Annotated in this window: 15 protein-coding genes; 5 read left to right on the forward strand and 10 right to left on the reverse strand. The window is 71.0% G+C overall.

Annotation, left to right across the window (positions count from 1 at the left end):
* Nucleotides 1–14: 14 nt before the first annotated feature.
* The 4 genes from ACFO6Q_RS08360 to ACFO6Q_RS08375 form a co-directional block, all read right to left on the reverse strand.
* Nucleotides 15–392, reverse strand: a complete 378-nt coding sequence (locus ACFO6Q_RS08360; protein WP_380020176.1) for a hypothetical protein — start codon at nt 390–392, stop codon at nt 15–17.
* Nucleotides 389–721, reverse strand: a complete 333-nt coding sequence (locus ACFO6Q_RS08365) for a heavy-metal-associated domain-containing protein (RefSeq protein ID WP_380020177.1) — start codon at nt 719–721, stop codon at nt 389–391. Before ACFO6Q_RS08365 ends, ACFO6Q_RS08360 begins: the two co-directional genes overlap by 4 nt.
* Nucleotides 722–732: 11 nt before the next feature.
* Nucleotides 733–1,392: a hypothetical protein gene (locus tag ACFO6Q_RS08370; RefSeq protein WP_380020178.1), complete on the reverse strand. Its 660-nt coding sequence runs from the start codon at nt 1,390–1,392 to the stop codon at nt 733–735.
* A 71-nt stretch (nt 1,393–1,463) separates the two neighbouring features.
* Nucleotides 1,464–1,781, reverse strand: a complete 318-nt coding sequence (locus ACFO6Q_RS08375) for a hypothetical protein (protein ID WP_380020179.1) — start codon at nt 1,779–1,781, stop codon at nt 1,464–1,466.
* A gap of 158 nt (nt 1,782–1,939) precedes the next feature.
* On the opposite strand from ACFO6Q_RS08375, the gene ACFO6Q_RS08380 reads away from it, so the two are divergent.
* The gene (locus tag ACFO6Q_RS08380) at nt 1,940–3,844 is read left to right on the forward strand and encodes a hypothetical protein (protein WP_380020180.1); all 1,905 of its coding nucleotides are present in this window, start codon (nt 1,940–1,942) and stop codon (nt 3,842–3,844) included.
* A gap of 9 nt (nt 3,845–3,853) precedes the next feature.
* On the opposite strand, the gene ACFO6Q_RS08385 is transcribed toward ACFO6Q_RS08380, so the two are convergent.
* Nucleotides 3,854–4,912 (reverse strand): NADH:flavin oxidoreductase/NADH oxidase, encoded by a 1,059-nt coding sequence (locus ACFO6Q_RS08385; protein WP_380020181.1) that lies wholly within the window; start codon nt 4,910–4,912, stop codon nt 3,854–3,856.
* 391 nt (nt 4,913–5,303) lie between these two features.
* Here ACFO6Q_RS08385 and ACFO6Q_RS08390 point away from each other — a divergent pair, with 391 nt between their 5' ends.
* Together ACFO6Q_RS08390 and ACFO6Q_RS08395 are read left to right on the forward strand one after the other, a co-directional pair.
* Entirely contained in the window at nt 5,304–5,909 is a 606-nt protein-coding gene (locus ACFO6Q_RS08390) for a cysteine dioxygenase (protein ID WP_380020182.1), read from the forward strand.
* 355 nt (nt 5,910–6,264) lie between these two features.
* Complete coding sequence (locus ACFO6Q_RS08395; RefSeq protein ID WP_380020183.1) at nt 6,265–7,509, forward strand: alkaline phosphatase family protein; 1,245 nt, start codon at nt 6,265–6,267, stop codon at nt 7,507–7,509.
* 54 nt (nt 7,510–7,563) lie between these two features.
* Here the strand turns inward: ACFO6Q_RS08395 and ACFO6Q_RS08400 are convergent, their stop codons facing one another.
* Genes ACFO6Q_RS08400 through ACFO6Q_RS08415 form a run of 4 tightly spaced genes read right to left on the reverse strand, consistent with a single transcriptional unit; the run spans nt 7,564 to nt 11,501 of the window.
* A complete protein-coding gene (locus ACFO6Q_RS08400; protein WP_380020184.1) occupies nt 7,564–8,637 on the reverse strand; it encodes an NAD(P)-dependent alcohol dehydrogenase in 1,074 nt (357 codons plus the stop codon).
* Between the two features lie 52 nt (nt 8,638–8,689).
* Nucleotides 8,690–9,682: an aldo/keto reductase gene (locus ACFO6Q_RS08405; RefSeq protein ID WP_380020185.1), complete on the reverse strand. Its 993-nt coding sequence runs from the start codon at nt 9,680–9,682 to the stop codon at nt 8,690–8,692.
* A gap of 24 nt (nt 9,683–9,706) precedes the next feature.
* Nucleotides 9,707–10,708: an aldo/keto reductase gene (locus ACFO6Q_RS08410; RefSeq protein ID WP_380020186.1), complete on the reverse strand. Its 1,002-nt coding sequence runs from the start codon at nt 10,706–10,708 to the stop codon at nt 9,707–9,709.
* 43 nt (nt 10,709–10,751) lie between these two features.
* Nucleotides 10,752–11,501, reverse strand: a complete 750-nt coding sequence (locus tag ACFO6Q_RS08415; protein WP_380020187.1) for an SDR family oxidoreductase — start codon at nt 11,499–11,501, stop codon at nt 10,752–10,754.
* A 79-nt stretch (nt 11,502–11,580) separates the two neighbouring features.
* Between ACFO6Q_RS08415 and ACFO6Q_RS08420 the strand changes: the two genes are divergently transcribed.
* Nucleotides 11,581–12,495, forward strand: coding sequence for a LysR family transcriptional regulator (locus ACFO6Q_RS08420; protein WP_380020188.1), 915 nt, complete (start codon nt 11,581–11,583; stop codon nt 12,493–12,495).
* A gap of 365 nt (nt 12,496–12,860) precedes the next feature.
* Entirely contained in the window at nt 12,861–14,024 is a 1,164-nt protein-coding gene (locus ACFO6Q_RS08425; protein WP_380020189.1) for a glycosyltransferase, read from the forward strand.
* A gap of 3 nt (nt 14,025–14,027) precedes the next feature.
* Here ACFO6Q_RS08425 and ACFO6Q_RS08430 read toward each other — a convergent pair whose 3' ends face one another.
* Entirely contained in the window at nt 14,028–15,398 is a 1,371-nt protein-coding gene (locus ACFO6Q_RS08430) for a formimidoylglutamate deiminase (protein WP_380020190.1), read from the reverse strand.
* Nucleotides 15,399–15,442 lie beyond the last annotated feature (44 nt).

The following is a 15,442-nucleotide window of genomic DNA, read 5'->3' on the forward strand; positions in this document are numbered from 1 at the left end:
TCCCAGCCGGCCGGCTACACCCGCGGCAGCACGAACGCGAACGCGACACCGAGCGCGAACGCCGCCAGCGCGATGGCGTACAACCCGACGCTCCAGCGCCGCAGACGCCGGCACGACCTCGCCAACGCCGGGTCGGCCGGACACGGCAGGCGCCGCGCCTGCCACAGCAGGCCGCCGGCCAGCGCCAGCGCGACCGCGGCGACGCCGAACACCAGCGCCTTGTGCTCGCTGAGCCAGACCAGCTGCGGTACCGCGCCGACCAGGCCGGCCAGCGCCGCGCCGGCACCGAGCGCCACCATCACCGCCGGCAGCACGCAGCAGAGCAAGGTGCCGCTGCTGGCGAGCAGGGCCGCGGACGCCGCCCACACGTTGCCGCGCAGTTGCGCGCTCATTTCTCCGGCTCCTTCAAACGGTCGCGCACGGCGCTCAGCGGCTCGTCGCTGCGGCGGATCGCCTTCACGGTGTAGCCGGCGTCGGTCAGCGCCGTGCGCAGCACGTCGTCGCCGATGTCCTGCCCCGGCCTGGTCGATACGGCCACCAGCCGCCGTTCGAGGCTGACGACCAGGTCGTCGGTAGCCTCGAACGCGCGCAGCTTCTTCTCAATGCCCTGCGCGCAGAACGCGCAGACCAGGCCGTTGACGTCCATCTCGATCGTCGCCGCCTGCACGTTCGCGGCCGCGAGCAGAACGCCGATACCCAACCCTTGCATGATCTTCTTCATGATCGTTCGCCTCAGAAATTGAACATGGCCATGACTTGCGGCTTGCCTTGGCCGGTCACGCCGGCCTCGACCCAGGCGCCGCCCTTGAACAGCCGCAGCAGGAAGGCCGTCTCGGTGCCGCGATGGATCTGCCCGGTGTAGCGGCGCGCCTGCACGACGAACCAGGTGGCCAGGTCGCGATAGTCATGCTCGTACGGCGCCAGGCCGAGCTGCACGGTGTCGATGCGGTGCGAGAACGCCGCGCTCTCCCACAGGTCGCTTTTCAGCGCGGCGTAGACGCGGCGCGTCTCGTAGTCGAGCTGGAAGCCGGCGTTGCGCGCGAGGCGGCTGCCGCCGAACCCGTCGCCTTCGCTGCGGCCCAGGCTCCCCCAGACGAACACGTTCGCCTGAGCCGCTTCGAGGTTCCAGCGCTTGAGCAGGTAGTTCGCGCGCACGTATTGGATCTCGCGCGAACGCCCGTCGAGATCGCTGTCCAGGCGCAGGTAGCCGCCGCCGGCCGAGAAGCGGTAGCTCGGCGCGTAGAACGCCTGCACCTCGACCATCGTGCCGGCGCCGTACTCGGCCATCACGGTGGTGCCGTCGGCGAACGCGATCGGCTTCGCCTGCGCCGCACTGGCGGCACAGGCACACAACAGGGCCGCCGCTCGGCGGCCCGCAACAGGCAATGACATGTTTCCTCCACGAAAAAAACGCGCGCGAACGCGCGAAGCGGCGATGCGCCGCGGTTCCGGTGCGGGAGGAATCAGGCGATCGGAGGTCGCGTCTGCGGCGGCGCGATCCAGCTGCGCGATGCGACGGAGACGTTCGCCGGCGCGGGCTGCGCGACGGGCACGAGGTGGCCCGACACGGACGGCACGATGAACAGCGGCGCACAGACCTGGGCGCAGTCCGGAGCGCTGGCGCAGTCACCGCAGCACGGTGCGGACGGCGACGGCGCGCCCGCATCGGCGTGGCCGCAAGGATGCGCCGTCGCGGCCAGCACCGGCGCGACCGCGCCGACGAAGCCGGCGGCCACCAGCAGCAGGGCGAGCAACAGGATCGGCAGACGGCGCGGCTTCATCGTCGGCGCAGCTTACGCCTGCGCATCGAACGCGTCGACAGCACCGTGTCGCCGGCACGGACCGCGCGGGAACACCGGCGGCGCCGTTTCGCGCGGCCGATGTCCTCGTTCGGCGCGTTCCTGCGCTTGGCATCGCAAACCCCCGAGGAGCCGTTGCCATGAAACGCCTGTCCGCCCTTGCCTTCCTGCTGCTGGCCGCACTCGCGCCGACCGGCGCGCACGCACTCGACCTCAGCGTCGGCAGCGGCGCCGGCTGCGACCACGATTCGCTGCAGGCCGCGTTGCTGGCGATCCGCAACCAGCCGGGCAGCCACACGATCCGCCTGCGCAAGGAGACGCACGCCAGTCCGAACGGCGTGATCTACGCGCCGTCGGTCGACCAGGGCACGGTGTCGATCGAAGGCGGCTACGCCCAATGCGGCGACACGGCACCCGGCGGCCTTCCGGACGACGTCAGCGTGCTCGACGGCAGCGGCGGCCTCGAACGCCCGGCGCTGCGCCTGCTGATCGCCGGACGCGTCGGCTCGGTGCAGATCCGCCGCCTGACGATCCGGGGCGGCGACGCGCTCGAAGAAGACAACGCCTACAACGGCGCCGGCGGCGGCCTGTCGATCCGCGGCCCGGCGTCGGTGCTGCTCGGCCGCGGCGCCAGCGTGCGCGACAACCGCGCCGTCCGCGGCGGCGGCATCGCGCTGGTCGGCGGCCGGCTCGACCTGTTCGACTCGGCCACGCCGGAGCGGGTCGACCTGTATCTCGTCGAAGGCGCCTCGGTGAGCGGCAACGAAGCGCTGGACATCGGCGGCGGCCTGTACTGTGGCGGCGGGATCGTCGACGGCGCGCCGACGTTCGCGTCCCGGCACGGCAGCATCGTCGTCCACGACGCGACCATCGGTTTCAACCAGGCCGGCACGCTCGGCGGCGCGTTCCACTGCCACGGCACGGTCGAGGGCGGCGGCGGATTCCAGCCGCGGCCGGGCGACGGCCAGGCCGTGCTGATCGTCGGCAACCGCGCCGCGTCGAACTGCGCGGCGGGCTCGGCGACGTTCGACACCCTCGTGCCGATGGGCCCCGACGGCTTCCGCCCGATCGGCGCCGCCGATGGTTCCAACGGCATCGTCGCGATCGCCAGCAACGAAGGCGGCGGGGCCGCGCTGTGCATCGGCGCCAGCCGCAGCCTCGGCAGCGACACCAAGCCGGAGGGACCGAGCACGTTCCGCCTGCAGAATCTCGTGATCACCGGCCAGAGCGGCACGGGGCCGCTCGGGCTGAGCCTGGACGACCCGCAGGCGCGACTGCGCGTGAAGCCGTCGGGGCGGCACGTGGCATGTTCGTTCTTTGAACCCACGCCCTGCGTGTCGTTCACCGGCAACGCCGCCTCGGCGACGCCCGGCACCGGCGGGACCACGCCCTTGATCGCCGGACGCGGCCAGCTCGAGCTGTTCCGCGCGAACATCCGCGACAACGACGTGCGCACCGCCCTCTTTTCTTCCCTGCAGGGAACCGTCGTGCTGGTGAGCACGCTGGTCGCCGACAACACGGTGCAGGCGTCGGCGGCTTCGCCGCTCCGGTCCGTCTTCCTGGCCAGGGAGGAACTGGGCCAGCGCAGCGACTTCGTCGTCGTGCACTCGACAGTCGCGTTCGACACGCCGCTGGATCGCTTCTTCAGCCTCCAGCAGGCCGACTCGACCGCGCTCGCGCGCGCCAGCATTTTCGTTTCGACGACGCCGGGCGCGCCGGCCAACGTCGGCGGCGCCGCGCCGCCGGCGAACCTGCGCCGCGAATGGTGCGGTTTCTTCCAGAGCACCGCCGACTTCGCCACGCACACCGAGCTTCCCGACCCCACCAGCGGGCAGTTCGAGACGCTCGGCCCAAGCGACAAGTACGCGCTGGACCCGGCCACGTACGTGCCGGCAGGCGCGCTGCGCGACCGTTGCACGCGGTCCGTCGAGGACGACTTCTACGGCAACCCGTTCGGCGGCGGCGCGCCGTCGGGCGGCACCATGGCCGACATCGGCGCGGTCGAAAACCGCGATGACGTCATCTTCGAGGACGGCTTCGACTGATCCGAACCCTCACCACGCGCGGCGGTACTGCGGCGGCGCCTCGATCGCCGCGCCCAGTTCTGCCGCCGCGCGGCGCGGGAAGTACGGATCGCGCAGCAGTTCGCGCGCGAACAGCACGAGGTCGGCCTCGCCGCGCGCGAGGATCGCCTCGGCCTGCGCGGCACCGGTGATCAACCCGACCGCGCCGGTGGCGATGCCGGCCTCGCGCCGGATGCGCGCGGCGAACGGCACCTGGTAGCCGGGCTCGACCGGCACCTTGGCGTGCGGCACCAGGCCGCCGGAGGAGGTATCGATCAGGTCGACGCCGTCGTGCTTCAGCCAGCGCGCCAGCTCGACGCATTCGTCGATGTCCCAGCCGCCCTCGGCCCAGTCGGTGGCCGACACGCGCACCAGCAGCGGCGCCGGACGCGGCCAGACTTCGCGCACCGCGGCGACCACTTCGCGCAGCAGGCGCGCGCGGTTCTCCAGCGAACCGCCGTAGCCGTCCTCGCGCCGGTTCGACAGCGGCGACAGGAACTCGTGCAGCAGATAGCCGTGCGCGGCGTGGATCTCGATCACGCCGAAGCCGGCCGCCTTCGCGCGCAACGCGGCGGCGCGGAAATCGTCGACCACCTTGGTGAGCCCCGCGCGATCGAGCGCCTGCGGCACGGCATGGCCGTCGGCGAAGGCCAGCGCGCTCGGCGCGACCGGCGTCCAGCCGCCGTGCGCCGCGTCGAGCGGCTTGCCGCCGAGCCACGGCAGGTCGGTGCTCGCCTTGCGCCCCGCATGCGCGAGCTGCACGCCGGCCACCGCGCCCTGTCCGCGCACGAACTCGACGATGCGCGCCCACGCCGCCGTCTGCACCTCGTTCCACAGGCCGGTGTCGGCCGGCGAGATGCGCCCTTCCGGCGATACCGATGTCGCCTCGGTCAGCACCAGCGCGGCGCCGCCGACGGCGCGGCTGCCCAGATGCACCAGGTGCCAGTCGTTCGGCACGCCGTCGACGGCCGAGTACTCGCACATCGGCGACACCGCGATGCGGTTGCGCAGGACGACGTCGCCCAGGGGCAGCGGTTGGAACAGGGTCATGCGGATTCTCCGGGAAGCGAGCCGGCGAGATGGAGGCTCGGCGGCGGGGAGCAATGGCGTCGATGGAATGGGCTCATGAAAGAAAGTTTTCCTGCCGCCGCGGGTGCGTTTCCAGTCCGCTCAGGCGCTTGGCCCGTATCGCTCGCGCGGCGGCTCATCCGTACGCGCGCGTTGCCCGCAAACCTTAGCGCCAGCTTAACGGCGACTGTGGTGCAGTCGGCTCATCGGTTGCGGCGGCCGTCGGGAGACAGCCTGGCCGCGACCTGCGGGAGGAAGCGCGAATCGCCCGGCAGGCGGGCGGCTCGCGCCTCCGCCATGCGGCTGTGCCGCGACCGTACGCGCCGAACGAGGACGGGATCGTCCTTCGCCGGCCACTGGCTAGGGGTGTTGCATGTTGTCGATCGATCTGGACGTGACGCGCAGCGTCCGTGCGTACATGGCTTCGCATCTGCGCGACGCGGAATTCTCGCTCGATCGCCTGCATCGCGGCCTGCGCGACGCCGTGTGGTACTCGCCCAAGGACCGCCGCGCGCTGCGCGCGCTGTGCGACCAGCGTCCGCACGAATTCACGCGCTGGCTGTACGAATGCGAGCGCGAGGGCCGCTACACCGGCCTGATCATGGTCTGGCCGGCGGGCCACTCCACGCCGGTCCACGACCACGCCGGCCTGTGGGGCATCGAGATGGTGCTGCAGGGCGCGCTCGGCGTCGAAGACTACGAACTGGTCGACGACGGCAGCGGCGACGTGCAGCCGCGCTTCGTCGGCACCACCCTGCTCGAGGAAGGCCAGTCCTGCGCGTTCCTCGGCACGCAGGGACACGCGCACCGCTGCGCGAACCTGTCCGCGCGCCGGCCGGCGGTGACCCTGCACGTCTACGGCGGGCTGCTGGAGACCTACCGCAACTTCGACGCGCTGCGCGGTGGACGCTTCGCCGCACAGCCGACCGTGGCGAAGATCGACGGCCGCATCGGCAGCGAGCACGCGCGGCGCGCCTAGGCGAATCGCGCGGAGGCACACCTGCTCGCGCGGGCGTCTCCGCCCCCTCTCCCTCTCCGACGTCATGTCCGCGAACGCGCGGCCATGCATCCCCGTCCCCTATCGACGTCATGCCCGCGAACGCGGGCATCCATTGCGGGCGCGATGCGCTCGGCACCCCGCATGCGCAGACGGGCTGCATCGAAAAGCCCTTTGGATTCCCGCGTTCGCGGGAATGACGCAGCAAGTGCATGCGAACGCGGGCATCCATCAAAAGACACCCGAACGGCGTACAGGTGCGCAACCTGAGCACCGCACCCTGTCAAACCGTCATCGCGATCGGCGACGATAGGCGTTTTCGTACCGGAATCCCGCGATGCGCCTGCGCCTTCTGCTCGTCCTCGTCTGGCTCCTGCTCGCCGCCGGCTGCGCGTCGACGCGAACCGCGCCGCCGCCGGCCGCGCGCGTGGATCCCGTGGTCCTGGTCTCGATCGACGGCTTCCGCCCCGACTACCTCGACCGCGGCGCCACGCCGACGTTGAACGCGCTCGCCGCCGCGGGCGTGCGCGCGAAGGCGATGAAGCCGGCCTTCCCGAGCCTGACCTTTCCGAATCACTACACTCTGGTCACCGGCCTCTATCCGGACCACCACGGCATCGTCAACAACCGCATGACCGACCCGGTCAGCGGCGCGCGCTTCGTCTACAACGATCCCAAGACCACCAGCGATCCGGCCTGGTGGGGCGGCGAGCCGATCTGGGTCGGTGCGCAGAAGCACGGTCTGCGCGCGGCGACGGTGTTCTGGCCGGGCTCGGACGTCGCCATTGCCGGCACGCGTCCGAGCCGCTGGCTGCCGTTCGACGGCAACATGAAGCCGGACGCGCGCGTCGATCAGTTGCTCGCCTGGATGGACCTGCCGGAAACCGAACGCGCGACCTTCTACACGCTGTACTTCGAGCAGGTCGACCACGCCGCGCACGAGGACGGCCCCGATTCCGCCGCGGTCGGCGAGGCGCTGCGCGAAGTCGACGCCGCGCTCGCGCGGCTCGTCGATGGCCTGAAGCGCCGTGGCCTGGACGGGCGCGTGAACCTCGTCATCGTGTCCGACCATGGCGGCACGGCGACCGCGCCCGAGCGCGTGATCTATCTCGAGGACCTGGTCGGCGAGGATCTCGCCGAGCGGGTCACCTTCGGCATCCTCGCCGGACTCAATCCGCGTCCGGGCAGGACCGCCGACGTCGAAGCGCGGCTGCTGAAGAAGCACGAGCACATGCAGTGCGCGCGCAAGAGCCAGATGCCGGCGCACCTGCACTACGGCACGCATCCGCGCATCCCTGCCCTGCTCTGCCTGGCCGACGACGGCTGGATCATCACCACGCGCGAGTACCTGGCCAAGCGCAAGCGCTTCCCCGGCGGCGACCACGGCTACGACAACGACGATCCGAACATGCGCGCGCTGTTCATCGCCCACGGCCCGGCGTTCAAGCGCGGCCTGGTCGTGCCCGAGTTCGACAACGTCGACGTCTACCCGCTATTGGCGCGCCTGCTCGGCATTGCGCCGCAGCCCAACGACGGCGACATCGCCGCCGTCGCTCCGATGCTGAAGGCAGGCGCCCGCTGACCGGGCGCCCCGTATCCTTGTCCCTGCCGCCGCCGCGTTCTACGGCGGCGCGACTCAGGCCGCGTTCTTCAGCGAGGCCATGTCGATCACGAAGCGGTACTTCACGTCGTTCTTCAGCAGGCGCTCGTAGGCCTGGTTGACCGACTGGATGTCGATCATCTCCACGTCGGCGACGATGCCGTGCTCGGCGCAGAAGTCGATCATCTCCTGCGTCTCGGGCATGCCGCCGATGGCCGAGCCGGCCACGCTGCGGCGCGCGCCGATCAGGCTGCCGCCGAACAGCGGCGGGTCCAGCTCGGTCAGCACGCCGACCAGCACCATGTGGCCGTCGCGCTTGAGCAGGGCCGCGTAGGGGTTGAGGTCGTGCCCGTTCGGGATCGTGTTGAGCAGGAAGTCGAAGCTGCGCGCGTGCTGCTTCATCGCCGCGCGGTCGGTCGACAGCAGCACCTCGTCGGCGCCCAGGCGCATCGCGTCGGCGGCCTTGCTCGGCGAGGTGGTGATCATCACCACGCGTGCGCCGAGCGCCTTGGCGAACTTGATGCCCATGTGGCCGAGGCCACCGAGGCCGATCACGCCGACCTTGTGTGGCGTGCCGTCGGCAGTGCGGCCCACTTTCCAGTGGCGCAGCGGCGACCAGGTGGTGATGCCGGCGCACAGCAGGGGCGCGGCGGCCTTGAGGTCGAGCGTGGGCGGAATCTTCACCACGAAGTGCTCGTCGACCACGATCAGGTCGGAATAGCCGCCGAAGGCCAGTTCCTCGCTGTCGCGCAGCTTGGAGTTGTAGGTATAGGTCGGGCCGTTCTCACAGTACTGCTCCAGGCCTTCGGCGCAGGAGGCGCAGGTGCGGCACGAGTCGACCATGCAGCCGACGCCGGCGAAGTCGCCGACCTTCAGCCGCGTCACTTGCGCGCCGACCGCGGTCACGCGGCCGACGATCTCGTGACCGGGCACCATCGGGTAGATCGAGTTGTGCCAGTCGTTGCGTGCCTGGTGCAGGTCGGAATGGCAGATGCCGCTGTAGAGGATCTCGATCTGCACGTCGCGCGGACCGGGCGAGCGGCGCTCGAACGAGAACGGCGCGAGCGGCGAATGCGCGTCCTGCACGGCGTAACCTTTGGCTTGCAGCATGGGAATACCTCGAGGTTGGGAGACGGGTGACGGATACGGCAAAAACGGGGAACTAGCGGTCGACCTCGCGCAGGCCGGCGTCCGGATAGCGGGCGCCGGCGGCGACGCCGCGCGGCGCGATCGCGTCGATCGCGGCGAGTTCCTCGGCGGAAAGCGTGATGCCGGCCGCGGCGACGTTCTGCTCCAGCCGGCCGCGGCTGGTCGTGCCCGGGATCGGCACCACCTGCGCCTGCGCCACCAGCCAGGCCAGCGCCAGCTGCGACGGCGTGCAGTCCTTCTCGGCGGCCAGATCCTCGATGCGGTCGACCAGCGCGAGGTTGCGCGCGAAGTTCTCGCCCTGGAAACGCGGCGAGCCGCGGCGCCAGTCGTCCTCGGCGAGATCGTCGAGGCTACGGAACCGGCCGGACAGGAAGCCGCGGCCGAGCGGACTGTAGGCGACGAAGCCGATGCCCAGTTCGCGGCACAGCGGCAGCACCTCGTCCTCGGGATCGCGGCTCCACAGCGAGTACTCGGTCTGCAGCGCGGCGATCGGATGCACGGCGTGCGCGCGGCGGATGGTCGCCGCCGAGGCTTCCGAAAGACCCAGCTGGCGCACCTTGCCCTGCTCGACCAGGCGCGACATCGCACCGACGGTGTCCTCGATCGGCACATCCGGATCGACGCGATGCTGGTAGTACAGGTCCACGTGATCGACGCCCAGGCGCCGCAGCGACGCGTCGCACGCGGCGCGCACGTACTCGGGCCGGCCGTTGATGCCGCGCGGCGAACCGGCCACCTGTTCGCGATACTCGATGCCGAACTTGGTCGCCAGCACGACCTCGTTACGGCGCCCGGCGATCGCTTCGCCGACCAGGCGTTCGTTGGTTTCCGGCCCGTACATGTCGGCCGTGTCGAGCAGGGTGACGCCGAGGTCGAGCGCGCGGCGGATCAGCGCGACGGCGTCGGCGCGATCGACGCGGCTGGTCGAATACGCGTAGGTGAGCCCCATGCAGCCGAGGCCGATCGCGCCGACGTCGAGGCTGCTGCCGAGGGTTGCGTGCTGCATCGTGGTTCTCCCGGGTCGTGGGCCTCAGAGATTGACCTGGCGCATGCCGGACTCGCCGTAGCGTGCGCCGGCCGCGACGCCGCGCGGAGCGACGCCTTCGATCGCGGCCAGTTCGGCAGCGGACAACTCCACGTCGGCGGCGGCAAGGTTCTCCTCCAGCCGCGCGACGCGAGTGGTGCCGGGAATCGGCACGACGTGTTCGTCCTGCGCGAGCAGCCAGGCCAGCGCCAGCTGCGAGGCGGTCACGCCGCGTGCCGCGGCGAGCGCACGGATCTTCTCCACCAGCGCGAGATTGCGCGCGAAGTTCTCGCCCTGGAAGCGCGGCGAACCGCGGCGGAAATCGTCCTCGGCGAAATCCTCGATGCGCTGGAAGCGGCCGGACAGGAAACCGCGGCCGAGCGGACTGAACGGCACGAAGCCGATGCCCAGTTCGCGGCAGGCCGGCAGCACCTCGTCTTCGGGATCGCGGCTCCACAGCGAGTACTCGCTCTGGATCGCACTGATCGGATGCACCGCATGCGCGCGGCGGATGGTCGCCGCCGAGGCTTCCGACAGACCCAGGTGGCGCACCTTGCCCTGCTCGACCAGACGCGCCATCGCGCCGACGGTATCCTCGATCGGCGTCTGCGCATCGACGCGATGCAGGTAGTACAGATCGATGTGCTCGACGCCCAGGCGCCGCAGCGAATCCTCGCAGGCGCGCTGCACGTAGCCGGGGCTGCCGTCGATGCGGCCGCCGCCGATCGCGGTCACGCCGCCGCGATCGAAGGCGAAGCCGAACTTGGTCGCCAGCACGACTTCGCCGCGGCGCCCGGCGATCGCCTCGCCGACCAGGCGTTCGTTGGTTTCCGGACCGTAGATGTCGGCGGTGTCGAGCAGGGTGACGCCCAGGTCGAGCGCGCGGCGCACCAGCGCGACGGCGTCGGCGTGTTCGGGGCGGCCGGTCGAATAGGCGTGCGACAGGCCCATGCAGCCCAGGCCGAGTGCGGACACCTGCAGGCCCTGGCCGAGAGTGCGGGTTTTCATGGCGGTTCTCCGAAAAAACGGCAAAAGGTTCGACGCGGCGCGCTCAGCGCTCCTGGTCGGTCGGCCGCATCAGCACTTCGTTGATGCTGACGTGCGGCGGGCGCGTGACGCAGAACAGGATCGCCTCGGCCACGTCGTCGGGCTGCAGCTGGCGCAGGCCGTCGGCCCAGGCGTTGATCGCGTCCTTCACCGCGGCGTGGCCGATGTGGTCGCGCAGCTCGGTCGCGACCAGGCCGGGCTCGACCACGCTGACGCGCACGCGGTCCTGGTACACCTCGCGGCGCAGCGCCTCGGAGAACGCGACGACGCCGAACTTGGTCGCCGAGTACGCCGCGCCCATCGGGTTGGCGATGCGCCCGGCGGTCGAGGCGATGTTGACGATGTCGCCTTCGCGCCGCTCGCGCATGCCGCGCAGCGCCGCCTGCGTCGAGGCGATCAGGCTCAGCACGTTGAGTTCGAGCATGCGCCGCCAGCGGCCCAGATCGGCCTCGGCGACCGGCTCGAGGTACATCACGCCGGCGTTGTTGACGAGGATGTCGAGCCGGCCGTAGTGCGCCTCGGTCTCGGCGACGATGCGCTGAGCCTCGTGCTCGTCGAGCAGGTCGGCGGGCAGCACCAGCGGTTCGGCGCCGAGCGCCTGCAGGCGGCCGGCGAGTTCGTCGAGGCGGTCGCGGCGGCGGGCGGCGATGGCGACCTTGGCGCCGGCCTCGGCCAGCGCGATGGCGGTCGCCTCGCCGATGCCGGAGGAAGCGCCGGTGACCAGGGCGATGCGTCGAGCGAGACGTGGGGACATGGCGGAATTCCTTGGGTGGCGAGGAGCGCATCCTGCGCCTTGCGATTGCGTTGAAAAATCCCCAGGATCGACATGGACCATGAAGCCATCCTTCACAATCGAAGCCGGCCAGCTGCCCGCCCTGCTCGCCTTCTCGCGCATCGCCGAGCTGGGCAGCTTCACGCGCGCGGCGCGCGAGCTGGAAGTCTCGCCCTCGGCGTTGTCGCAGACGATCCGCGCGCTGGAAACGCGCATCGGCGTGCGCCTGCTGAACCGCACCACGCGACGCGTCGGGCTCACCGAGGCCGGCGCCGCGCTGCTCGCGCGCGTCGGGCCGGCCCTGCTCGACATCGACGCGGCGGTCGACGACGCGCGCCAGTCGCGCGAACGACCGGCCGGCACGCTGCGCATCACCCTGCCGCAGGTCATGCTGCCGGCGCTGCTGGAGCCGCACCTGGCCGACTTCCTGCGCGCCTATCCGGAGATCCGCCTCGACGTCGTCGTCGACAGCTCGCTCAACGATCTCGTCGCCGACGGCCTGGATGCCGGCATCCGCCTCGGCGAGAAGATGCAGCTCGACATGATCGCGCTGCCGCTCGGCGGCCCGCAGCGCTCGGTGGTGGTCGGCTCGCCGGCGTACTTCGCGCGCCGCGGCAAGCCGAAGCATCCGCGCGACCTGCAGGCGCACAACTGCCTGCGCTCGCGCTTCAGCGCGGCCGGCGCGATCTACCGCTGGGAATTCTGCGAGCGCGGCCGCTGGTTCGAGATCGGCGTCGAGGGCAACCTGATCAGCAACGACAGCTCCCTCGGCCTCGGCGCCGCGCTGGCCGGCATCGGCCTGGTGCACACCATGGAACCGCGCGCCCGCGAGCACCTGGACAGCGGCGCGCTGGTCAGCGTGCTCGACGACTACCTGCCGCCGTACGACGGCTTCTACCTGTACTACCCCAGCCGCGCGCAGCTCGCGCCGAAGCTGCGCGTGTTCGCCGATTTCCTGCGCGAGCGCATCGGCTGAAGCCGGCGTGGGCTGCGCGAGGGTGGCGCTGGCCACGCTCGTTCTCCAGCCTCTACCGCTACCGCCGCAATCGCGCCGTCATTCCCGCGCACGCAGGGATGGTCTCCGGCCACCCGCCTCTTTCCGAGATTGCGTCATTCCCGCGAACGCGGGAATCCATGGGCTTCGGCATCGACCGGGAAGGCCAGGATCAAGATGGATTCCCGCTTGCGCGGGAATGACGGCGGGAGCGATGACGCGCGCTGGAATGACGGCGGAAGAGTTCGCGGCACACGGTGAGCAAAGGAGTGACCGGCCGAATGCCTCGGCGCGCACCCCATCGCACCGTTGCCATTTCGTAAGAAACGCCCCGTAACGTCCGCGTCATGAACGTGCTCATGCTGTCGGACGTGTACTTCCCGCGCGTGAACGGCGTGTCGACGTCGATCCGCACCTTCGCGCGCGAACTGCAGCGGCTCGGCCACGCCATCACGATCGTGGCGCCGGCCTACGGCGACGCCGAGCAGGATGGCGAATTCGAGATCCTGCGCCTGCCCGCGCACGGAATCTTCTTCGATCCCGAGGACCGCCTGATCCGCGCTGCGGCCCTGCACCGCGCCGCGGACGAACTGGCGCGGCGCCGCTGGGACGTGATCCACGTGCACACGCCGTTCCGCGCGCACCGGCTCGGCGTGATGCTGCGCCGGCGCGGCACGGCGCCGCTGGTGGAGACCTACCACACCTATTTCGAGCCTTACGCCCGGCACTACTTCCCGTGGCTGCCGGCCGCGCCGCTGCGCTTCGTCGCGCGCAGCCTGTCGCGCCGGCTCTGCCGCGAAGTCGACCATCTGATCGTGCCGACGCGGCAGATGCAGGAGGTGCTCGAGCGCTACGGCATCGCCACGCCGACCACGATCATCCCGACCGGCATCGACCTCGACGAATTCCGCGGCGGCGACGGCGCGCGCTTCCGCCGCATGCACGGCATCGACGCCGGCCGGCCAACCCTGGTCACCGTCAGTCGTCTGGCGGCGGAGAAGAACATCGGCTTCCTGCTCGAAGTCGCGCGCGCGCTGCTCGAGGAGTTTCCCGATCTGGCTTTCGTCGTCGCCGGCGAGGGCCCGGACGCGGAGCGCCTGCAGGCGAAGGGACGCGCGCTCGGCCTGGAAAACCACCTGCGCTTCCCCGGCAACCTCGACCGCCGCACCGCCCTGCTCGACTGCTACCGCGCGGGCGAGGTCTTCGTGTTCGCCTCGCCGACGGAGACGCAGGGCCTGGTCCTGATCGAGGCGATGGCGCTCGGCGTGCCGGTGGTGTCGACCGCGGTGATGGGCACCGAAACCGTGCTGCGGCAGGCACGCGGCGCGCGCGTCAGTGCCGAGGACGTGCGCGCGTTCGCCGGCCACGTCGCCGATCTCCTGCGCTCGCCCGAGCTGCGCACACGCATGGCCGAGGCCGGGCGCCAAGACGCGCTCGCCTGGAGCGCGCCGGTGCTGATGCGCACCACCGTCGAGCTGTACGAACGGCTGGCGGCATCCAGGCGCGCCTGAGCCTCACCTCAGGCCGTCGACGACCTCGCGGTAGCGCACCGCAATGCGCTCCTCGTCGCGATGGCGGAAATCGCGCACCCCCCAGCGGCCGGCGACCATGACGTCGCGAACAAGATTCGTATTGCCGGCGAACAGCCAGCTGTCGATCGCGTGCGTCGCGTCGCGGCCGGCCAGCAGCGGCGATGCGTCGTCGAGCACCACCAGGTCCGCGCGCGGCGCGGCGCTGTCGGCGGAAGCGCCCAGGCGTGCGATGTCCACGCCGCTGGCCTGCGCACCGCCGGCCAGCGCCAGGGCGAACAGGCGCTCGCCGGTGCTCGGCGTCGCCACGGTCGCGGTGACGTTGCGATGGCGCGTGATCAGCCGCTGGCCGTACTCGAGCCAGCGCAGTTCCTCGACCGGCGACACCGAGATGTGGCTGTCGGAGCCGATGCCGATCGCCCCGCCGGCGTCGAGGTAGGCCGGCAGCGGAAACAGCCCGTCGCCGAGATTCGCCTCGGTGGTCGGGCACAGGCCGGCGACCGCGCCGGTCGCGGCGAGGCGGCGCGTTTCCCGTTCGCTCAGGTGCGTGGCGTGGACGAGGCACCAGCGCGCGTCGACCGGCGCGTGGTCGAGCAGCCATTCGACCGGACGCGCGTTGCGGATCGCCAGGCTGTCCTGCACTTCGCCGATCTGCTCGGCGATGTGGATGTGGATCGGGCGATCGCGCGCGAGCGCGTCACCGAGCACGACGCGCAGCGCCTCCTCCGGCACCGCGCGCAGCGAATGCAGCGCGATGCCGACGCGCAGCGCCGGCGATTCCAGCGTGCTCAGGCGTTCGAGCAGGCGCAGGTAGGCGTCGACCTCGTGGCCGAAGCGCCGCTGCCGCTCGGTCAGCGGCCGGCCGTCGAAGCCGCCGGTCATGTACAGGGTCGGCAGCAGGGTCAGGCCGATGCCGGCTTCCTGCGCCGCCTCGATCAGGGCCAGCGACATCGCCGCCGCGTCAGCGTACGGCCGTCCGTCCGGCTGATGATGCAGGTAGTGGAACTCGCACACCTGCGTGTAGCCGGCCTTGAGCATCTCCACGTAGAGCTGCGCGGCGATCGCGCGCAGCGCCTGCGGGCCGACGCGTCCGGCGAACTGGTACATGACTTCGCGCCAGCTCCAGAAGCTGTCCTGGGAATTGCCGCGCCTCTCCGCCAGCCCGGCCATCGCACGCTGGAACGCGTGCGAATGCAGGTTCGGCATGCCGGGGACGACGTAGCGTCCCAGGCGCTCGGCGCCGTCCGCATCCGCGGCGGCGGTCGGCGCGAAACGGTCGCCGTCGACCTCGAAACGGGCACGCTCGGTCCAGCCGCCGTGCGGCATCCATCCGGAATCGGCAAAATACGCAGGCATCGGAATTTTTTCGCAGTCGTCGATCGCACGCAGCCTAGCGAGCG

Origin of the sequence: Dokdonella ginsengisoli (assembly GCF_042652785.1) — a bacterium.
GTDB lineage: Bacteria > Pseudomonadota > Gammaproteobacteria > Xanthomonadales > Rhodanobacteraceae > Dokdonella_A > Dokdonella_A ginsengisoli.